At 61.4% G+C, this 19,659-nt stretch carries 19 protein-coding genes and 1 tRNA gene; 8 read left to right on the top strand and 12 right to left on the bottom strand.

What is annotated here, in order from left to right:
* The first annotated feature begins 23 nt into the window (after positions 1–23).
* Positions 24–1,244: an NADP-dependent isocitrate dehydrogenase gene (locus AC1RQ9_RS11130; RefSeq protein WP_485986945.1), complete on the top strand. Its 1,221-nt coding sequence runs from the start codon at positions 24–26 to the stop codon at positions 1,242–1,244.
* Between the two features lie 149 nt (positions 1,245–1,393).
* Here AC1RQ9_RS11130 and AC1RQ9_RS11125 read toward each other — a convergent pair whose 3' ends face one another.
* Entirely contained in the window at positions 1,394–2,653 is a 1,260-nt protein-coding gene (locus AC1RQ9_RS11125) for a dicarboxylate/amino acid:cation symporter (RefSeq protein ID WP_485986944.1), read from the bottom strand.
* Between the two features lie 268 nt (positions 2,654–2,921).
* Here AC1RQ9_RS11125 and AC1RQ9_RS11120 point away from each other — a divergent pair, with 268 nt between their 5' ends.
* Both AC1RQ9_RS11120 and AC1RQ9_RS11115 read left to right on the top strand, forming a co-directional pair.
* Positions 2,922–3,509 carry a TIGR00645 family protein gene (locus tag AC1RQ9_RS11120; RefSeq protein ID WP_485986943.1) on the top strand — a complete coding sequence of 196 codons (588 nt, stop codon included), beginning with the start codon at positions 2,922–2,924 and terminating at the stop codon, positions 3,507–3,509.
* Between the two features lie 290 nt (positions 3,510–3,799).
* Positions 3,800–4,306, top strand: coding sequence for an RrF2 family transcriptional regulator (locus AC1RQ9_RS11115; RefSeq protein WP_485986942.1), 507 nt, complete (start codon positions 3,800–3,802; stop codon positions 4,304–4,306).
* Positions 4,307–4,350: 44 nt separating this feature from the next.
* Here AC1RQ9_RS11115 and AC1RQ9_RS11110 read toward each other — a convergent pair whose 3' ends face one another.
* From AC1RQ9_RS11110 to rlmB, 11 genes are all read right to left on the bottom strand, one after another.
* Positions 4,351–4,947 (bottom strand): DedA family protein, encoded by a 597-nt coding sequence (locus AC1RQ9_RS11110; RefSeq protein ID WP_485986941.1) that lies wholly within the window; start codon positions 4,945–4,947, stop codon positions 4,351–4,353.
* Positions 4,948–5,337: 390 nt separating this feature from the next.
* Entirely contained in the window at positions 5,338–5,979 is a 642-nt protein-coding gene (gene bluB / locus AC1RQ9_RS11105) for a 5,6-dimethylbenzimidazole synthase (RefSeq protein ID WP_485986940.1), read from the bottom strand.
* A 14-nt stretch (positions 5,980–5,993) separates the two neighbouring features.
* A complete protein-coding gene (locus AC1RQ9_RS11100; RefSeq protein WP_485986939.1) occupies positions 5,994–6,629 on the bottom strand; it encodes a hypothetical protein in 636 nt (211 codons plus the stop codon).
* A gap of 142 nt (positions 6,630–6,771) precedes the next feature.
* Positions 6,772–7,002: a hypothetical protein gene (locus AC1RQ9_RS11095; protein WP_193732941.1), complete on the bottom strand. Its 231-nt coding sequence runs from the start codon at positions 7,000–7,002 to the stop codon at positions 6,772–6,774.
* Between the two features lie 187 nt (positions 7,003–7,189).
* A complete protein-coding gene (locus AC1RQ9_RS11090; protein WP_485986938.1) occupies positions 7,190–8,059 on the bottom strand; it encodes an aldose 1-epimerase family protein in 870 nt (289 codons plus the stop codon).
* 61 nt (positions 8,060–8,120) lie between these two features.
* Positions 8,121–8,579 carry a hypothetical protein gene (locus tag AC1RQ9_RS11085; RefSeq protein WP_193732944.1) on the bottom strand — a complete coding sequence of 153 codons (459 nt, stop codon included), beginning with the start codon at positions 8,577–8,579 and terminating at the stop codon, positions 8,121–8,123.
* A gap of 195 nt (positions 8,580–8,774) precedes the next feature.
* Positions 8,775–9,212 (bottom strand): CHRD domain-containing protein, encoded by a 438-nt coding sequence (locus AC1RQ9_RS11080; protein ID WP_485986990.1) that lies wholly within the window; start codon positions 9,210–9,212, stop codon positions 8,775–8,777.
* Positions 9,213–9,576: 364 nt separating this feature from the next.
* Positions 9,577–10,584, bottom strand: coding sequence for an SDR family oxidoreductase (locus tag AC1RQ9_RS11075; RefSeq protein ID WP_485986937.1), 1,008 nt, complete (start codon positions 10,582–10,584; stop codon positions 9,577–9,579).
* A gap of 109 nt (positions 10,585–10,693) precedes the next feature.
* Entirely contained in the window at positions 10,694–11,044 is a 351-nt protein-coding gene (locus tag AC1RQ9_RS11070; RefSeq protein WP_010508718.1) for a RidA family protein, read from the bottom strand.
* On the bottom strand, positions 11,019–13,226 hold the full coding sequence (locus tag AC1RQ9_RS11065; RefSeq protein WP_485986936.1) for an FUSC family protein: 2,208 nt from the start codon (positions 13,224–13,226) through the stop codon (positions 11,019–11,021). The genes AC1RQ9_RS11070 and AC1RQ9_RS11065 overlap by 26 nt, the downstream gene beginning before the upstream one ends.
* Before the next feature lie 298 nt (positions 13,227–13,524).
* Positions 13,525–14,349 (bottom strand): 23S rRNA (guanosine(2251)-2'-O)-methyltransferase RlmB, encoded by an 825-nt coding sequence (rlmB, locus tag AC1RQ9_RS11060; protein ID WP_193732946.1) that lies wholly within the window; start codon positions 14,347–14,349, stop codon positions 13,525–13,527.
* 117 nt (positions 14,350–14,466) lie between these two features.
* On the opposite strand from rlmB, the gene AC1RQ9_RS11055 reads away from it, so the two are divergent.
* The 5 genes from AC1RQ9_RS11055 to AC1RQ9_RS11035 form a co-directional block, all read left to right on the top strand.
* Positions 14,467–14,552 (top strand) — tRNA-Tyr (locus AC1RQ9_RS11055).
* Positions 14,553–15,064: 512 nt separating this feature from the next.
* Complete coding sequence (locus AC1RQ9_RS11050) at positions 15,065–15,514, top strand: cupin domain-containing protein (protein ID WP_485986935.1); 450 nt, start codon at positions 15,065–15,067, stop codon at positions 15,512–15,514.
* Between the two features lie 221 nt (positions 15,515–15,735).
* Positions 15,736–18,267, top strand: coding sequence for an EAL domain-containing protein (locus tag AC1RQ9_RS11045; RefSeq protein ID WP_485986934.1), 2,532 nt, complete (start codon positions 15,736–15,738; stop codon positions 18,265–18,267).
* Positions 18,268–18,458: 191 nt separating this feature from the next.
* A complete protein-coding gene (locus AC1RQ9_RS11040) occupies positions 18,459–19,310 on the top strand; it encodes a 23S rRNA (adenine(2030)-N(6))-methyltransferase RlmJ (protein WP_485986989.1) in 852 nt (283 codons plus the stop codon).
* Positions 19,311–19,409: 99 nt separating this feature from the next.
* Positions 19,410–19,659: transposase (locus AC1RQ9_RS11035; RefSeq protein ID WP_485986933.1), on the top strand; the 250-nt coding region annotated here is incomplete at its 3' end.

Raw genomic sequence — 19,659 nt, 5'->3', positions numbered from 1 at the left:
ATCTAAAGGCAGACAAACGTACCATGGCAAAAATAAAGGTCAAAAATCCCGTTGTCGAAATGGACGGCGACGAGATGACCCGCATTATCTGGCATTTCATCCGCGAACGGCTGATCCTGCCGTATCTGGATATCGACCTGAAATATTACGACCTTGGCATCCGTCACCGTGACGAGACCGATGACCGCGTGACAGTGGAAGCCGCCGAGGCCGTGCGCCGGTATGGCGTGGGCGTAAAATGCGCCACCATCACCCCCGATGAGGCACGGGTGGAGGAGTTTGGCCTGAAGAAGATGTGGCGTTCGCCCAACGGCACCATCCGCAACATCCTTGATGGCACGATCTTCCGCGAACCGATCATCTGCTCCAACGTGCCACGCCTTGTCCCGCACTGGACCCAGCCCATCGTGATCGGCCGCCACGCCTATGGCGACATCTACCGCGCCGCCGAAACCCGCATTCCCGGCCCCGGCAAGGTCACGCTGCGCTACACCCCCGCCGATGGCGGCCCGGAACAGGTGCTCGACGTGCATGACTTCAAGGGGCCCGGCGTGGCACTTGGCATGCACAACACCCGTGCCTCGATCGAGGGGTTCGCGCGCGCGTCGCTGGCCTACGGGCGGGACCGCAGGCTGCCGGTCTACCTGTCCACCAAGAACACCATCCTCAAGGCCTATGACGGCATGTTCAAGGACGTGTTCCAGGAAGTGTACGAGCGGGAATTCAGGGCCGAGTTCGAAAAGCTGGGCCTGACCTACGAACACCGCCTGATCGATGACATGGTGGCCTGCGCGCTGAAGTGGAAGGGCGGCTATGTCTGGGCGTGCAAGAACTATGACGGCGATGTGGAAAGCGACATCGTGGCACAGGGCTTCGGCAGCCTTGGCCTCATGACTTCGGTGCTGCTCAACCCGACAGGCGACGTGGTGGAAGCCGAAGCCGCCCATGGCACCGTGACCCGCCATTTCCGTGAACACCAGAAGGGACGCCCCACCAGCACCAACCCCATCGCGTCGATTTTCGCATGGACACGGGGTCTGGCCTATCGCGGCAAGTTCGATGACACACCTGACGTAACCCACTTCGCCCATACGCTGGAGCGCGTCTGCATCGAGACCGTGGAGGGCGGCCAGATGACCAAGGACCTTGCCCTGCTGGTCGGCAAGGATACCAGATGGCTTGACACCCAGCCCTTCCTTGACGTGCTGGATAAAAAGCTGCGCGCGGCACTGGCCAAGGCATAAAAACACGAACGGGACGGCCCGCCAGCCGTCCCGTTTTTCATAGACCCGGTTAACAAAAGTTATTGGGTGCCGCCCTTTTTTAAAAAGCAGGCGTTCTTTGAAGCTTTTTGAAAAAAGCTTCACCAAAAACTCCTTTAAATTTCAGAATTTTATTCCCCTTCCGCCAGTGCGTGGTCAGCCAGCTGGCCTTCCCATCGCGCGGCAACGGCGGCGGCATAGCCATTGCCCAGCACATTGGTTGCCGTGCGCGCCATGTCGAGGAAGTGGTCGATCCCCAGTATCAGCGCCAGCCCGGCTTCCGGCAGGCCGAACTGCGGCATGACGGCCGCCAGCGTGACCAGGGCCGCGCGCGGCACGCCGGCGATGCCCTTGCTGCTGAGCATCATCACCAGCACCATCGCAACCTGCTGGCCCAGCGGCATGTGAATGCCGTAAGCCTGCGCAATGAACAGCGCCCCAAAGGACTGGAACAGCACCGACCCGTCCAGATTGAAGCTGTAACCCAGCGGCAGCACGAAGCCGCTGATGCGGTCGGGCACCCCAAAACGCTCCAGCCGTTCCACCAGCAGCGGATAGACGGATTCACTGCTGGCCGTAGCAAAACCCAGCAGGATGGGCTGCACCAGCATCCGGGCCAGTTCAAACACGCGCCGGCCCAGCACACAGAAGGTCATGGTGGTCAGCAGCACCCACAACACGCCCAGCGTGCCGTAGAATTTGCACAGGAACAGGCCGAACGTTCCCAGTATGCCCGCCCCACTATGTGCCACGCTCCCCATGACGGAACCGAACACCGCCACGGGGGCGACATACATGACCATGTCGGTCATGCGCAGCATGATGCGCGCCAGTTCCCCCGTCCATGGCAGGATCAGGCGCTGCGCATCCTTGCCCGCCACCGGCAGCGCCAGCCCGAACAGGATGGAGAACACCACGATCTGCAGGATGTCATTGCGGCCCATGGCATCAAAGATACTGGTCGGCACGACATGCAGCACGAATTCGATCGGGTCGAAGTGACCATGCGCAAGCCCCAGATCCCCCACCGATAGCGGGGTGGTGAACCCGGCCCCCGGCTGCAGCAGGTTTGCCGCCACCAGCCCCGTCACCAGCGACAGGAAGGACGCGGCAATGAACCACAGCAGGATACGCCCGCCGATCCGCATGACCTGCGTCCCGTCGCCAAGGCTGCCGATACCCGATACCAGGGTGGCAAAGACAAGCGGGGCGATGATCATGCGCACCAGCCGCAGGAACAGCCCCGTAAGCAGGGTGGCAACCCGCGCGGCAGGGTCACTTGCCGCAGGCCCCGCCGCATGCAGGGCCAGCCCCACCACAACACCCAGCACAAGGGCCACGACAATGGCGCGCGTGCGGTGGTTTGCATTACTTTTACCGGGATCGGCCAATATCTCAGTATCCTGTTGCGGTGAAAGACACGCGGGGAGTAGCGCGGCGCCCCCCCGTCACGCAAGGCGGCGACCCACCCGGCACCAGCCGTGCATTCCGCCATATGTCCCGGTCATGCGCCATAATTCCCGTCCCGTGATGGCACCCGGACCATGCCGGGACACATAAATGTCATCACCAGCCGGAGCAGGAAAAAAGTCCGATAAAAAAGTTTGGAGATGCAATATATACCTACCCATTCGGGTAGGATGAGATTATACAGACCCCATGCACGATCCCACGCCGCAGGCGTCGTCTCCGGTTCCCACGCAGGGAACACCATGGCTGGAAAGCGGCCTGGAACGACTGTTCTTCCGTGCGCGGTGGTTGTGCGCACCGCTATATCTCGGTCTGACGGCCGGGTTGCTGGTGATACTGGTCAAATTCTTCCAGACCGTGTGGACGCTGGTCAGGCATAGCTACACGCTGGAATTCGATGATGTGTTTGTTGGCATCCTCGACATGATTGACCTGGTACTGCTGGCGAACCTGCTACTGATCGTGATGTTCGCGGGATATGAAAACTTTGTTTCCAAGCTGGATGTGCGCAGCCACCGGGATTTTCCCGACTGGATCGGTCACGTCACGTTCGGGGACATCAAGATAAAACTCATGGCTTCCATCGTGGCCATGTCCGCCATTCATGTACTGGCGGATTTCATCCGGGTTAACGAAATCTCCAGCCGGACACTGGCATGGAGTGTAGGCATCCACCTGGCCTTTGTCGTATCGGGCCTGATGCTTGCGATGATGGACCGGATGATGGAACTACCCGCCAGCCCGGCAGGGCCGCAGAGAGAATCGGGCACCCACTGACAGGTCGCCTATCGCCGTTACGGCGGCCAGAAACATGACGCCCGGGCGGGCGTTGCAGGCACGAACTGGCGCCTGAGGGAACTTGCACCCGTTGATTTGGGGCAGGAAGAAGGCCTTTGCGCCCCATTGAAATCACATTTGCGTGATATTATAGGACTGTTTCCGTCATCTTTATTTGCCATTGGCTTACTAAAACCAAGGGCTGGAGCATGTTTTGACATATAAATTGCATTTGAAATGCTATTTATATGGGTCTGTTTCTGTCGATTACCCCTATGTTAGATAGCCATATGCGCCTGACCCTGCACACCGATTATGCATTACGTACGTTGCTATACATGGGAATCCATGCGGATAGACGCGTGTCGATCCATGAAATTGCCAGCGCGTACGACATCTCCGAAAATCACCTTGTCAAGGTCATTCATCGGCTGTCGCGCCTTGGGCTGATCGATGCACGCCGTGGCCGGGGCGGGGGACTGTTGCTGGCCCATGCGCCCCAGGATATCCGGATTGGTGACGTCGTGCGCCAGACCGAGGACGACATGCGCCTTGTCCATTGCGAACCGGGTGCCTCCGAAAATGCCAGTTGCTGCATCCTGTCGGACATGTGCCGCCTGCGCGGGGTATTGTCGGTGGCGCTGGGGGCATTCATGCAGGTGCTGGATTCCACGACACTGGCCGACCTGCTGCCGCCGGAAGAACATGGCATGCTGCGCGAGCGCCTGCCCGGTCCCAAGCTGACGGTGCCCCCACCCCGCAAGATCGCCGCGCAGGACAGGCCGACACTACAGTAAAGCCTTCCCATACATGGGATAACCGAACCGGACCGTAGTGTCGCTTACGCCACCGGTGATCCGGGCGTGCCCTGCGCTGCCGCATCCGCACGGGCTTCAAGCAGGGCCTGCCGGGTCAGGCGTTCTTCATTGCGACGCAGGAAAATGGCACTGGCCACCAGTCCGGCAGCCACTGCCACACCCATCGCAATACTGGCGGTGCCTGATACCTGCGTCACCTTGCGGCCAAGGTAATACGCACCTGCGGCATAGCCCCCGGCCCAGCACAGGCCACCCAGCGCATTGAACACCATGAAGCGCGGCCATGGCATATGGTTGGCCCCCGCCAGCAGGGCAACAAAGACCCGCAGCAGGGCGACAAACCGTCCGAAAAACACGATGCCACTGCCATGATGACGGAACAGGAAACGCCCCAGCAGCAGCCGGTCCGGGGTCAGCTTGATCCGTGCACCATATTTCTGCAGCAGTGGCAGACCGACCTTTCGCCCGATCAGATAACCGATGTTATCCCCGATCACGGCCCCCGTCACAGCGGCAAGGGCCACGAACTGGATATCCAGCTTGTGGGTGGCGGCACAATAGATGGACGCTGAAATGATCAGTGTTTCAGCCGGCAGCGGCAGTCCCATGCTTTCCAGCATGACGATAAAGGTAATTACCCCATATCCGTAATGCTGGAACAGGTATTCAAAATGGTGCAGCAGCGTTCAGTCCTCCATCGCCGGGAAACGGGCATGATCCATGCATTCCGCGTACCGACACGACCGGCCCGCCCGGCACGGGATGCCAGCAGGTGGGGCAAGAGTACATCACCCGAATAAACCCGCCTGAAACCCGGCAGGCACAATGGGTGAAACAGGACGACAGCAAAACCGGCTTTAGCGAATATCTGCCACCCGTTTTTTTTCCTGTCCGGTTCCCCGTGCCTGCCACAGGTCAGCGCCAGGGCATGACCTGCACATGGCCATGGCGGAACCGGGCCTATCCCGTGATATGGCAACCAAAACCCGGGCCGATGGAAACCCGTGGCCCTAGCGCCTGATCCACTCCCGGCGTTCGGGGGCACGCCTTTCCCATCCGCGCCGTTCCAGTTCGGGTGTGCTGGCAGGCTGGGCCGGGTACCCCACGCATAGATAGGCGACAAGTTCCAGCACGGGGTCCATATCCAGCACGGCCATGACCCGTTCAGGATCGATGATGGAAACCCAGCCCACCCCGACTCCCGCCGCCGTGGCCGCCAGCCAGAACGTATGGATGGCCATGACCGTGGACCATGTGGTGGTCTGTGGCATTGTCCCACGACCCAGGCCCCGCCCCTGAACAGGTTCAGGATGGGACAGGACCGCCACATGATGTGGCGCATCATCCAGTCCCGCCAGTTTCAGCCGTGCATAATGCCGTGCATCCGGCCCCACGCGATCCGACAGGGCGCTGGCATTGCAGCGGGCAAAATCCGCCCTCACCGCCGCGCGACGCCGGGGATCATCCACACGCACGAAACGCCATGGTTCACTCAGTCCCACCGACGGGGCAAGGCAGGCGGTACGCAGCAGACCGTCCAGCACGGGTTCGGGCAACGGGTCACGGCGGAAATGGCGCACATCACGCCGCCAGCGGAACAGGTCTTGCAACCGCTCCCTGAAGACAGGAGAAAATTCGGGCATGGAAGTCATGCCCCCTCTTTCGTTCATTGCAGCCGGTCTGTCACGTCCTGGATGTTGTCGGGATCTGCGGACGTGGGTTGCGTCACGCCCCCTTCCTCCGGTGCCAGGGGGGCAGCATAGGCCGGGTCTTCCTCGAACCTGGAAGCCACTTCGCGGATTTCATCAAAACTGGCCTTGTACCAGTCCACCTGCGTATGGGTATGGCTGTTCACGACAAAACTCAGGAACGCGGGGGAAGCACTTTCCTCAATTCCATATAACGCCTCGTCCTCACCCCCGCCCCCTTTCGTATGGAATACGAAGTGGCAGTTCGTCGCATCCGTATAGCGCAGGAAGGTATGGTAAATGATGGTGGGGACGATTTCATGCATGGCCTGCCCGATATAATAGGCTGGGCGCCTGCTGATGATCGCGGGCGTGACGTTGTCCAGAATCCCTTCATTTTCCAGCGCGCTGGCGCTGTCCACGAAACGGGACTGGTTGATCGTGACCGTCACCCCGCACCGGCGCACGTGATAGGCGCTGGCGACCGTAATGCCGAATTTCTCGTAATCAGGCAGCTTGTTGAACGCGGTCGTGGCTGCATGGGCTGTTCCCACCTGTACCAGCATGGCAACCACCAGCCATGCCGTACGTCGTGGCATATGATGTTTACCCATGTCCTTCCGCTCTCCCCATATGACCGCCTGTCAGGTGTACTCTACGCTCCTGTTATGTGTCATCCAATGAATATGGCGGCACACCGGAATGCGCCGCCATATAATCATGATGCAGGACCTGCCCGGTCGCAGGCCACGGCAGTCAGGTCCGGTCCCAGCAGCCCCGCAGCGCCAGCAGGGAGGGCGATCCCTCCATCCCGGCATGGCAGCCCGACGGCACGGCGATACTGGGCAGTGTCGCCAGCAGCATCATCCCCTGTTTGCGGTAGGCTGTACCGACCCAGCTTACAACGCGCTGGCGCAGCGTACGGATCTGGAGGGGATTGGAAGAAGGGGAAAATCCCACGGCGGGGACAGGAGAAAAACTACGCATCAAGGCGTTTCCCGTGAGCCTAGCGGGCGAGACTGCCGCATGCTGCTCCTGCGCGCACGCTACGACGCAACCGGGGGGTTGGAAATACGATATTTTCGCAGATTTCCCGGGGGATCCATGCTTTTTTCGCAAGGCTTATTCCGGCAGGTGTTGCATGGAAAATACACCTGCCGGAAAGGCTGTGAAATCAGATACAGCCAACCTGCCACGATGCCCGCCATTCCTGTCCGGGCTGCAGGTGAAACACACCCGGGCGCGTGGAAAAATCGCCCTTGAACCCGACCGGGCTGGCCATGCCATGCCACGGTTCGATGCATACGAAATCAGCGCCGGGCTTCATCCATATGCCCAACTGGGGAAAACCTTCCCATGTCAGGCGCAGACCCGGACCATCGGGGATGCGATAGGTCAGTCCCGTGCTGGCGGGACGGTCGAAAATCAGCGCATCGGCCGCAAACAGGGATTCGTCGAGGTGCAGTATCCGCCCGACAACCGGGGTGGGAAAGGATTCAGGCAGCAGCAGGCCATCCTTCAGCCGCCGTATGCCCTCGGGCTCCGGCTGGTCGAATTCGATGATGTGCCGATCCTTGGGCACATCGGCAGCCAGCGGCCATACAAAGGCGGGATGCGCGCCCAGCGATGCAGGCAGGATACGACTCGCATCGGGGTTGGTCACACAGTACCCAACCCGCAGCCTGCCCTGTTCAATACGGTATTCAATGACAAGGCTGAAAGCGAAGGGATAGAGCGCGCGCGTGGCGTCCGTATCGGACAGTTCAAGGCGGCAGCCCGTCTCGTCACGTTCCAGCCAGCGGAATGTGCAGTCGCGGGCAAAACCGTGCTGGGTCATGCGGTACGCCTGCCCATCCACCCATGCCGCATCATCCACCAGTCGTCCCACAATGGGAAACAGCACCGGTGAATGCCGACGCCAAGGGTCACCGCCCCCCCATAACAGGTCACGCCCGCCCGCCCGCAGGGCACACAGTTCAGCACCCTGTGCCCGCACGCTGGCCGCAAGGCGGCCGTCGCCAAATGTATGGGTATCTTCTGTCATGCTGGTGGCTCCATCCGTTTTCATGATGGTGCCTACCATGCACGATCAGGGGGTGACCTGCCTATTCATGTGAAGCAGGGGTGATGGCCGGGGTGGCGGCGGCGGACGCGGTCTTTGCATCCGGCGTCAGGCTTATGGTCAGGCGTTCGACCGAAAACGCCAGCCGTGCGCCACTGCTGCGCGACGTGAACTTGATATAGATCCCGTTGTTATTTTCCATGACGGCACCGCCCTTCCCCGCGCCAACCGTCGCCTCGCCCTGGACGGACCAGTAGGTCCCTTCGATATCCTGAATGCGGTACAGGTTATAGACGGTGCCAATGGCATGGGTCTTGGAAAAGCCGATGGCTGCACCCGAGCCACCGCGGATGCGGAAAGGATAGTCGTGTCCTTCAAACGTCAGGACGCCCTTGCCCCATGACATCCCCGCCCCCAGATCGGCGGCTGACAGGGTAAAGGCGACCGTTGCCGTATGTTCACCCAACGCATCCGCCGCATGGGCACAGGTGAAAGGGGCCATACCGGAAAGGGACACAGCAGCCGCTACGGCGGCCAGAGATGCTAGGCGCAAAAGCGAACTCCATGATTTCTGGCGGGCAAGGTCGCCCCGCGTCCTTACGTGACAGACATGATTTGCATGTCATCCTTTGCACTGTGCCGCACAAATAGCAGCCATGCAAACTATATCATGGACATGATCCCAACGGGTTGCGGTTTATTTTTTCCCGCCGGGGTGAACCGGTGCAAGCTGGGCGCGGGCCTCGCCATTGGGCTGGGCGGCCGTGTGCAGATTGACATAGACCTGACCGTTCTGAAGGGCCTGCGCCTGTTCGGCCGACAGCAGGACGGACCCGTGCTGCCCGGATTTATAGGGGCTGGGAATGGGCACCAGCACGCCTGCCTCTTCCCCCGCCGGGGCGGGACCATGGAAATGGGCGGCCACTACCGGCCCGCTCAGCCCGGTCCAGGTCAGGGTATATTTCACAAGATTCGTGCGCGTATTCAGCGTGGCCTGCACGGTGCCATCGGGCTGGCTGGTCGTGCCGTGTTCCGGGGTAAAATGACCTTCCAGCCGCACGGTGGCCGCAAGGGCGGGGGAAGCCACGACGATACTGGCGGCGATAAGGGCGGGCAGGGTGGGAAAACGGATCATTTCGACCTCCACCACAGGCTGGGCCTGCGGAATTTTCTTGTTACTGAAGTAATTGGGAAACGCCACGAACGCCCGATTGGGTGCATGATCCGCCACAGCGGCGCAACAAAAATCACAACCGGGCAGACCACCCGGCCCCCGATCCCGTGATGGCCCGCTTCATACCCGCCCACGCGGCCAGAAAACTGGCGTGACCGGCGTTACCATGGATGGGAATCGGAAATGAAACGCCCGGCATCGGTAATCATGCCAAAGGCATAATAACACGCTGCAACCCCCAGCAGCATCAGCAGGCAGGACATAATGATACGCATCCACGCCATGTGCCATTGCAGCAACCATGCTGCAAGGACATTACGCGCGCTTATTCCACGCCCGTGCCCCCGGCGGCGGCATAGACCTGACCGGTGATATAACTGGCTGCGGATGAGGCCAGCAGAACATAGACGGGTGCCAGTTCCGCAGGCTGGCCCGCACGGCCCATCGGGGTCTCGCCGCCAAAATTATGGATGTTTTCTTCCGTCTGGCCGCCACTGACCTGCAGCGCGGTCCAGAACGGGCCGGGGGCCACCGCATTGACGCGGATGCCACGGTGGACCATCTGCTTGGCCAGTGACTTGACGAAGGCGACAATCGCCCCCTTTGTCGCGGAATAATCCAGCAGGATTTCAGACGGGCTGAACGCATTGACCGACGCCGTGGCGATGATCGCGCCCCCGCGCGGCATAAGCGGGATGGCCGCCTTGCTCAGGTAAAACAGCGCGTAGATATTGGTGCGGAAGGTTTCATCAAACTGTTCGTCGCTGATATCAAGGATACTGTCCTGATGGCGCTGGCGACCTGCATTGCTGACCAGAATATCCAGCCCACCCAGTTCCTGATGCGCGCGCTGCACCAGGGTGTCACAGTATTTGCGGTCCCGCAGATCACCGGGTAGGGCCACGGCCTTGCGCCCGGCTTCGCGGATCAGGGCGATGACCTCCCGCGCGTCGGGTTCTTCCTGCGGCAGGTAGGCGATCGCCACATCCGCTCCCTCACGCGCATAGGCGATGGCAGCCGCCCGCCCGATGCCGGAATCGCCCCCCGTAATCAATGCTTTGCGCCCGGCCAGCCTGCCGGAACCACGATAGCTGGTTTCCCCATGGTCGGGCCGTGGCGTCATCTTGCCCGCAAGACCGGGCCAGGGCTGCGACTGCTGGGGAAAGGGCGGACGGGGATAGGCATTTTCGGGGTCCACCAGCGCAGGCGTGGGGGCCGCCATTTCCGTGGCAGCATTGGACCGGCCGGCACTGGCAGCCGAGACAAGCCCGGCTGCTGCAACACCCGTCAGGACCTGACGGCGGGATGAGGCGTGGCTGTTATCATCTGGCATGGTGGTCTGCTCCCTGTCATGGGCGGCTCTATCGGACCGCATTCAGGAATCTGAACAGGTCGGCCACGCCACGGTTGCATGAAAACAGGCGCGCAGAACCGCCCGCAGGTCAGGGCAGGGCTGCGATGCCGGTGATTTCAACCTTCCAGCGCGGATCGGCCAGACGGGCTTCCACTGTGGCCCGGGCGGGTTTGGCGTCACGGTCCAGCCACGCATCCCATGCGCGGTTCATCGCGGCCATGTCGTTCATGTCGCTGAGGAAAATCTGTACCGACAGCAGGCGCGCGCTACTGGTTCCCGCTTCCGCCAGCAGGGCGTCGATCTGGCGCAGGATGTCAGCCGTCTGGCCTTCGGCATCAAGGGTGGGGTCATCGGCCACCTGCCCGGCCAGATAGACGGTATGCCCATGCACGACGGCACCGGTCAGGCGTTCCTCAGGTTGCAGGCGTTTGATGGTCATGGGTGGCTCCTTCAGGCTGGTACGGGTTCATGCCCGGCCCGGTCGGTCGCGAATCGGGCAGGACGTGGAAACGGTGGGTAATATCGAAAAACCGGGCATGCGCCACAAGTTCACGCACCAGTATTTCCAGATAGGCGACACTCCACCCCAGATCGAGGCGACGCGACAGGTTCCCCTCCGTTGCCACACGCGCCCGCACGCAGGCCAGCGCGTTTCCCGCCATCTGGGCCAGACCGGCTGGCGGCTGGCCCCGCCATGCGGCAAATCCCGCAATCGTGTGTTCCACCGCCTGCCGGGCATCGGGCGGCAGGCTGCCACGGTCCAGCATGCGCCGTAGCCGGATCAGGTTCAGCCCCACGGTCATGGCCGCCAGCACCCCGTCCAGATAGGCATTGGTCTGGACATCGGACATGGAGACGGAATGGCGGACCAGACGTGCAAAACGTGCGGTCAGCACATTCACCCATGCGCCGGTATCGGAAATGGCGGGCGCCCGTGCGATACGGCGCAGGTCACCCACCATCTGGCGGCGCATGCGCCAGCGTTCCGTGTCCTGATCAAAGGGCAGCACCAGCCGGAACACCAGCACGCTGCACCATATTCCCAGCACGACCGCACTGTTGGTATTGAAAAAGGTCAGTTCATCCAGCCGTGACTGGTTGCCCGGATAGACCATGAAGGGCAGGAAATTGTTATAGGGTGCGGCGGTGCCCACCGTACGGGCGTCACGCAGCGCAAGCCCCCCCACCATCATGGGCACGAACAGCGACGCGACCAGCGTTTCCCACACTGCCTGCCGGGGCAGCACGACAAAGGTCAGGAAGGCCGCCACCACTACAGCCCAGACTGCGCCGCGCAGGAAGCCCAGACTGTCCTGCACCGGGTTTTCATTGGCGGCAAAGCGGCTGCATGTCACCACGACGAACATGGCAAACGTCGGCCCGTCGGGCCAGCCCGTTACTTCCCACACCAGCCCACCCACAAGGACCGCCCCCGCCGAACGCACGCCGTTATGCCAGGCATCCGTCCGGTCGCGCCATGGCGGGGTGGAAAAGTGGAAATGATCATGGACCGGGGCCACCTGCGTCGCCGCCAGATGTGCCAGCGCCGCATCCAGCCGCACCAGCAGCACCCCGAGCGAGGCATTGAGGATATACCCGTCCAGATGGACCTGCGACCCGGCCGCATCCATGGGCATCGGGCCACTGACCGCGATGATGTCATTGACCAGTTGCTGCCGGCATTCCGCCCCCAGCATGCGGATGCGCGCGCGCAGGCCCGGCACGGCGGCGACGGGATCGGGGCCGTCCATCAGCCCCTGCATGTCAGCAAACAGTGCCTTTGCCGTAGCCAGCGGCGTAACGAAGGCCGGGGGCACGCCGCCTGCCTCACGTATGCGCGCCGCCAGTCCCAGCCCGCGCGACATCACCACGGCCACGGCGGCCAATGCCGCGCGCGCATGATCACCGGCATGGGTGCGGTGCTGCATTTCCACTTCACTGAACTCGATCTGGTCCGAAATGGAAAAGACGGACCCAAGCAGCGTGCGTGACCGCAGGAACCCGGAATCGTGCCCCGCCATCATACCCGTCAGGGCCTGCGCCGCCTGCCCCACCGCTGCCGCGACACGGCGGGTGATTTCCCGGTGCGCGACATCGGCCAGATTGGGCGCGAATACCGACGCCAATCCGCTTTCACATAGAATACCAAGAAAAATATAGGTTGAACGCGACATGGCGATCGCAAACACATCACGCGGTTCATCCGCCGCGTTCAGGGCGATCAGACCACTGGTAAACGCCATGAGCACCAGCGCATAGGAATGGAAATTGCGCAGGAAGGTCGCAAGCCCGCAACATATCCCCACCCAGACTGCCAGCACCGGGAAAAACAGCCACGATGACTGCGGCAGGGCCGCGATCAGCGCCACACCCACCACAGCACCACACACCGTACCCAGCAGCCGCCACCGGGCCTTGGACATGCTCTGCCCACGCGAATTCTGGGCCACGATCCATGTGGTCATGGCCGCCCATTGCGGGTCGTCCATTTCCATCCACAGGGCAAGGACCAATGCCAGAAGGGCCGCGACAGTGGTCCGTAACGCAAAGCCGAAATCCGCCACACGCGGGGCATACAGCCACCGGAAACGGCGCAGAAAGCCACCCATGACGTCAGCCACGCAGGCAGCACGCCATCAGTCTGTCGCCGTTGGGACGGTTTGCATCACGCGCTCGTGTCATTCATTCCGAATGACAAGAATGCCGCAATAAATCCATGCGTTATAACATAAATAGTTTTTCATGATGCTGCCCGGCCCTGTGGGCCCGGGACCGACCTGCCGTACCCTGACAGGTTCACCCACGGAACAACCTGATTAAAAAGTTTTTTGGTGAAGCTTTTTGCAAAAAGCTTCAAGGAACGCCGCCTTTTTGAAAAAAGGCGGCGCCCAAAAACTTTTATGGTTTTTTACGCAGCCTTCAGCGATTGCGGTACATTTCATACAGGGCCACGGCAGCAGCGTTGGAGACGTTCAGGCTTTCCATGTCGCTGCTCATGGCAAGGCCCGCGATCTCGTCACAATGTTCCCGCGTCAGGCGGCGCAGGCCCGCGCCTTCCGCCCCCAGCACCAGCGCCACGCGGCGTTGACTGAACGACGCGCCGTCCAGTATGCCGCCACCCGCGTCCAGCCCCACCACCCACAGGCCACGGGTCTTGAGCGCATCCAGCACACGCGACAGGTTGACCACCCGGATCAGCGGCACGATTTCCAGTGCGCCGGATGCCGCCCGCGCCAGTGTTCCCGTCTCATCGGGGGCATTGCGGTCCTGCATGACAACCGCCACCGCGCCAAATGCCGCAGCCGAACGCAGAATGGCCCCCACATTGCGCGGATCCGTCACCTGATCCAGCACCAGCACGGGGCCGGGCCGTTCCAGAACGGTATCAAGGTCGGGCGGCGTCAGCACATCCACCAGCAGCGCCATGCCCTGATGCACCGCATCAGGACCGCACAGCGTATCGAGGCGGGCCCGTTCGGTGCGTACGGGCTGAATGGGGAAACCACCTTCCAGCCGGGCGGCAAGGGCTTCCTGCGCTTCGGCCGTGACCAGAAGCTGCCGCAGCTTGCGCGCCGGGTTTTCCAGTGCGGCCTGCACCGCGTGCTGTCCATACAGCCAGCATGTGCCACGCGGGGCCGAAGCGGCACCCCGCCCCCCCCGACCACCCCGGTCGGAGGCAGGACGGGCGGACTGGGCGGAAGGTACGGCTGACGCGCCGCGACGACGGGGAGTGCGCATGTTCATGACCGTTCTTTAAGCCCAACCATGGCCTGCGTCATGCCCCCAAACGGGGAATGGATGAAGTTTTTCACGCTACCTATTGACACCCCCCGCCAATCCCCGTAATTACCGCGCCAACCCGGAGGGATGCCCGAGTGGCTAAAGGGGGCGGACTGTAAATCCGCTGGTGTACGCCTACGTTGGTTCGAATCCAACTCCCTCCACCAACTGCCTTTCCCATACAATCACATATGGTATCACAACGCTGGTTTTCCGGCGTTTTCTGTGTTTTCTCGCTCCCTGTCGTTCCTTATGCGACCACCATTAAAGAAGTTTTTGGTGAAGCTTTTTGCAAAAAGCTTCAGAAAACGTCGCCCTTTTGAAAAAAGCAGATTCCCCGGCTTGTTTTAAAACGGTCTCCCTATACGCCAACCGTAATACACCAGACCTTACTGGCAAATCGCAGGTACGAAATCCGCAACCCGGCTCACCAACTGACCGGCACGGCGGATGATTCATGCCTGCATACCCGCGGTACTACCCATCCGATGGGCCAGGACACAGGACACACGACGCCCGGCCAGAATGAAGCCGCCTCATTCATTACTATACAAGAACAATACTCCTTTCCGTCTCAAGATCATGTGAGGGCACGCACCCATGATCATCGCCACGGAACCGCATCCGGTCCTCAGGCGCTATGTCCTGTAATAACGATGACAGACCGGAAAGAGGGAAGATGCACGGATCAATACCTGTCCTGGCCGCCTGCCTGGCACTTGCACCCATTTTCACCCCGGCCGCCCATGCGCAGACGGTTGCATCCGGGCACCGCGACATCCTGCTGCAGTCCACGAAGTCATGGAATGGCGTGGCGTATGAAAAATACCCCACCACCCAGCCGGAACTGATGATGATCCGCCTGACCATTCCCGCCCATACCGCCCTGCCATGGCACACCCACCCCGTGCCCAATGCCGGTTATGTGCTGCAGGGGCAACTGACGATCCATGACCGGGACAGCGGGAAGACGGAAACTTTCCATCAGGGCGAAGCGTTCGCTGAATCCGTGAATGACATCCATCGTGGGGAAAGCGGCGATACACAGACCGTCGTGCTGCTGACCTATGCCCTGACACCGGGCACGCAGCCCTCCATCCCGGCCAAGGGAGAAAAACCGGAATACTGACAGTCCTGCTGATGCCACGCCGTCCCCGCGGGGCCGATCATGACAGTCAATACGTCCCTTTTCCATGTAATGAGGTAGGGGCGGCAGACCATAAAACTGCCGCAATATAGTCAATAATAAAATAACATTTCATTTCCTCTGCCCAACGGTACTGCATGTCCCCCGACAGCCCTTTCCTGTCCGGGGCATGGTGTTCCTTTTATATTGTGAAAGACGCGATCATGCCGGACATCACACAGATTTCCTCCCCCCTGCTGGAAAAGCTGCCCATGGCCGTGATGATGGCGGATGTATCGGGCCGCATCGTGTACGGTAACCCGCGCGCCTGTGCCCTGACCGGCTATGATGCCACGGACCTGGCCGAAACGCGTCTGGGTCGCCTCTTTCCCGAGAGGGCTGTCGATGTCACGGCCACGCTGGCCATCCCCACAACGCAGGACCGGGCCACGACACAGGACGGTTGCACCACCCTGCGCCGCAAGGATGGTCTGGGCATGCCCGTACGCCTGTACCGTGAAAGCATAAGCTGGGATGGCGGCCTGTACGAACTGGTGGCCCTCCTTGACCGCACGGAAGAAGAACAGACGCGTGAGGATGCTGAAATCAGCGCCCTGATCGTGCAGGCAACGGACCGGGGCATTCTGGTGCTGGACCCGCAATACCGCATTACCCACGCCAACCGTGCCATGACCGACCTGCTGGGGGTGGAACCCGCCGCACTGCACGATGCCCCGTTCGGCACGCTGCTTTCGGGCGGAGAAAGCGATATCGCGACCCTGCGGCAGTTCCGGCGGAATCTGGCGCGGCGCACGGGATTTGAACAGGATATCCATACCCGTGGAAAACAGGGCAAGGACCTGTGGCTGCGCTGTGCGGTGACCCCGCATTACGGGGCTGATGGGCAGCTTGCGGATATCATCGTCATCCTGCACGACATTACCCATGACCGGCAGTTGCGCGAACTGCAGCGCGACGTGGTGGAGGCGCTGACGGACCAGTTTTCGCTGCGCGAAATGCTGGACTTCATGTGCCGCCGTATCGAACTGATCGCGCCGGACTGCATGGCGGTGGTCATGCTGGGCACGGGCGGTGTCCTGCGCACGGGTGGGCACGGCGCACTGCCCATGCCGGTATTGCAGGCTTTTGACGGGCTGGAAGCCAGTACCGCCGGTGGGGCCTGCGGCACTGCGATCGTCACGGCACAGGATGTGGTCGTGCCCGACTTCACGACCGAGACCCGCTGGCCCGCCCTGCGTGACGTGGCAGGCCAGCACGGGATCGTTGCGGAATGGGCCGTGCCCATCATCCTGCGCAATGGGGATGTGGCGGGCAGCTTCTCGCTGTATTTCCGCATACCCGGACAGCCGGGGGCATGGCACCGACGCATTGTCGGCGCCTGCGTGCATCTGGCCATGCTGGCCATTGAACAGCAGCGCAGCCGGGATTCGATCATCCGCCTGTCCTATACCGACCGCCTGACCAGCCTGCCCAACCGCATGTGGTTCAACCGCCGCATGCAGGAACTGGCCACCCGGCCACCGGCGGCACCACTCAGCATCATGGTCATCGACCTCGATCGCTTCCGCAAGATCGTACAGGCGCTGGGACAGGGGCGTGCCGACCAGCTTCTGCTGGAACTGGCCACCCGCCTGCGCCACGGGATGGTGGGACGCGACGTGCTGGTGCGCACCGAAGGCGATGAATTCGTCGTCCTGACGGAAGAAAACGCGCCCGATGTCACCCTTCTGGCCGAACGGATCATCCATAACCTTGAGGAGCCGTTTACCGTTGACGGCATTCCCGTCAGCATCTCCGGCAGCATCGGCATAAGCACCCACCACGGTGAGGGGCAGGATGTGGAAGAATCCCTGCGCCAGGCGTACACTGCCCTGGCGCAGGCCAAGAAGGCGGGACGATGCTGTTACCGCTTTTTCCACCCGTCCATGAACCGGCAGGCGGATGACCATGTCATCCTAGCCTCCGCGCTGCGTGAAGCCATCGCCGACAACCGCCTGACACTGGTGTACCAGCCACAGGTCAACCTGCGCACGGGCGAACTGCATGGCGTGGAAGCCCTGTCGCGCTGGGATGACCCTGTTCTGGGCATGGTGTCACCGGGGCGGTTCATTCCCGTGGCGGAAGAAACGGGACAGATCCGCGCCCTGGGCGTATGGTCGCTGCGGGTCGCGTGCGAACAGATGGCTGAATGGATCGCACACGACATTCCCGTGCCGACCGTATCGGTCAACCTGTCCGCCATCCAGTTTCAGGACCCCGATCTGGTATCGCAGCTGGCGACCGTCCTGCACCAGACCGGCGTGCCACCGGAACGGCTGATCGTTGAACTGACCGAAACCGCCATGATCGAGAATTTCGACCAGACGGTGACAACTGCGACCGCCATCCGCAACCTTGGCATCGGGCTGTCGATGGATGATTTCGGTACCGGCTATTCCAGCCTGTCCAACCTGGCCAGCCTGCCCATAAGCGAGGTCAAGATCGACCGCAGCTTCATGAACGGCTTTGGCAGCACCGGCAATGTGCGTCAGGTTGTGACCGCCATCATCCGCATCGGGCACACGCTGGGCATGACCGTCATTGCCGAAGGCGTGGAAGAAGCCGTGCAATGCGACCAGCTGCGCGATATCGATTGTGACGTCATACAGGGTTATTACTTTGGCCGGCCGATGAATACCGCATCCCTTGATGCATGGATCAGGGAACGCAGGACCGAAGCCGTCCCGGTCGCCTGACGCACTCTACAGCAGCATGGGCGGCACGATGCCGCAAGGCCTGATGACCGTTCCCATCCTCCCGGCCGTCCCACGCTGGTCCGTGCACTGCATGCCAACCCATAGACCGGCATGGAAAAAGACGGCACGATCCATTAACAGTCCTGCGGACCCCATACATGGGGGCGTGCAATCCGTGGGGCGGTGAGACATTGAATTACAGACACAGCTATCACGCCGGCAATTTTGCCGATGTCATGAAACATGTCGTGCTGGTGGCGCTGATTGATGCGCTGCGCCGCAAGCCTGCGCCTTTCTCCGTTCTCGACACCCATGCCGGTATCGGCCTGTATGATCTGTCGGGCCGCGAAGCCCAGTCAACCGGGGAATGGCGCGAAGGAATCGGCCGCCTGCTGGACGCACCGCCTGATCCCACCGCACCGGCCTGCGTGGGCGAATGGCTGGAGATCGTGCGCGCCACGATCGCAACACATGAAGGGCGGCTATTCTATCCCGGCTCCCCCGCCATTGTGGCAGAGCTGCTGCGGCCGGGCGACACGCTGACATGCTGCGAACTGCACCCCGAGGACCAGCGCAGCCTGCGCCGCGTGTTCCGGCATGATCGCGCCGTCTCCATCCATGGCCGCAACGGGTATGAAGCCATTACCGGCCTGCTGCCGCCAAAACAGGCGAAGCGCGGGCTGGTGCTCATGGATCCGCCTTTTGAGCAGAAAGATGAATTCCATGCCCTGGCGAAAGCCATCATCACGGCCCGCCAGCGTTTTGCCACGGGCATCATCGCCGCGTGGTATCCCATCAAGCACCGGGCGCCCACGCATGCCTTCCACAATGCGCTGAAGGATGCGGGACAGCGCAACCTGCTGGCCCTTGAACTGACCCTGCGGCCGCCGCTGGACCCGACACGGCTGAATGGCAGCGGCCTGCTGATCGCCAATCCGCCATTCCAGTTTGAACAGACCGCCCGCGCCATCCTGACCACGCTGTGCCGGCATCTGGGTGATGGTGAAACACAGGCAGCCATTGAATGGATCGTTCCGGAATGAGCTGTCGATGAAATAACAAAAGTTTTTGAGTGCCGCCTTTTTCAGGGTCTGTTGGGAATTGTACTTTTTCAAAGTCACCAAATGTGATTCAAAATCCGTATGGATCGCTTCGTACTGACAGACGCCCAATGGGCGAAAATGGAACCGCTGTGCCTTGGCAAGAAAACAGATCGCGGGCGCAGCGGGCAGGACAACCGTCTTTTCATTGAGGCGGTCTTATGGATTGCCCGGACCGGCAGCCCATGGCGGGACCTTCCGACGTATTTCGGACATTGGAACTCTGTCTATTCCCGTTACAGCGACTGGGTGAAAGCCGGTGTTTTCAAACGGCTTTTTGAAGCGGTCTCTG

The organism is Komagataeibacter ossonobensis (assembly GCF_057359305.1).
Note: the sequence above shows the minus strand (reverse complement) of the source record. Positions and strands in the feature narration are given on the sequence as shown.

Bases quoted from the DNA above. Each gene is read 5' to 3' on its own strand.
- AC1RQ9_RS11120 (WP_485986943.1), top strand. From the start codon at position 2,922: ATGCACGATCCCACGCCGCAGGCGTCGTCTCCGGTTCCCACGCAGGGA.
- AC1RQ9_RS11090 (WP_485986938.1), bottom strand. From the start codon at position 8,059: ATGACAGAAGATACCCATACATTTGGCGACGGCCGCCTTGCGGCCAGC.
- AC1RQ9_RS11085 (WP_193732944.1), bottom strand. From the start codon at position 8,579: ATGGCCCCTTTCACCTGTGCCCATGCGGCGGATGCGTTGGGTGAACAT.
- AC1RQ9_RS11095 (WP_193732941.1), bottom strand. From the start codon at position 7,002: ATGCGTAGTTTTTCTCCTGTCCCCGCCGTGGGATTTTCCCCTTCTTCC.
- AC1RQ9_RS11070 (WP_010508718.1), bottom strand. From the start codon at position 11,044: ATGACCATCAAACGCCTGCAACCTGAGGAACGCCTGACCGGTGCCGTC.
- AC1RQ9_RS11080 (WP_485986990.1), bottom strand. From the start codon at position 9,212: ATGATCCGTTTTCCCACCCTGCCCGCCCTTATCGCCGCCAGTATCGTC.
- AC1RQ9_RS11100 (WP_485986939.1), bottom strand. From the start codon at position 6,629: ATGGGTAAACATCATATGCCACGACGTACGGCATGGCTGGTGGTTGCC.
- AC1RQ9_RS11115 (WP_485986942.1), top strand. From the start codon at position 3,800: ATGCGCCTGACCCTGCACACCGATTATGCATTACGTACGTTGCTATAC.
- AC1RQ9_RS11130 (WP_485986945.1), top strand. From the start codon at position 24: ATGGCAAAAATAAAGGTCAAAAATCCCGTTGTCGAAATGGACGGCGAC.
- AC1RQ9_RS11075 (WP_485986937.1), bottom strand. From the start codon at position 10,584: ATGCCAGATGATAACAGCCACGCCTCATCCCGCCGTCAGGTCCTGACG.
- AC1RQ9_RS11110 (WP_485986941.1), bottom strand. From the start codon at position 4,947: ATGCTGGAAAGCATGGGACTGCCGCTGCCGGCTGAAACACTGATCATT.
- AC1RQ9_RS11050 (WP_485986935.1), top strand. From the start codon at position 15,065: ATGCACGGATCAATACCTGTCCTGGCCGCCTGCCTGGCACTTGCACCC.
- rlmB (WP_193732946.1), bottom strand. From the start codon at position 14,349: ATGAACATGCGCACTCCCCGTCGTCGCGGCGCGTCAGCCGTACCTTCC.
- bluB (WP_485986940.1), bottom strand. From the start codon at position 5,979: ATGACTTCCATGCCCGAATTTTCTCCTGTCTTCAGGGAGCGGTTGCAA.
- AC1RQ9_RS11045 (WP_485986934.1), top strand. From the start codon at position 15,736: ATGCCGGACATCACACAGATTTCCTCCCCCCTGCTGGAAAAGCTGCCC.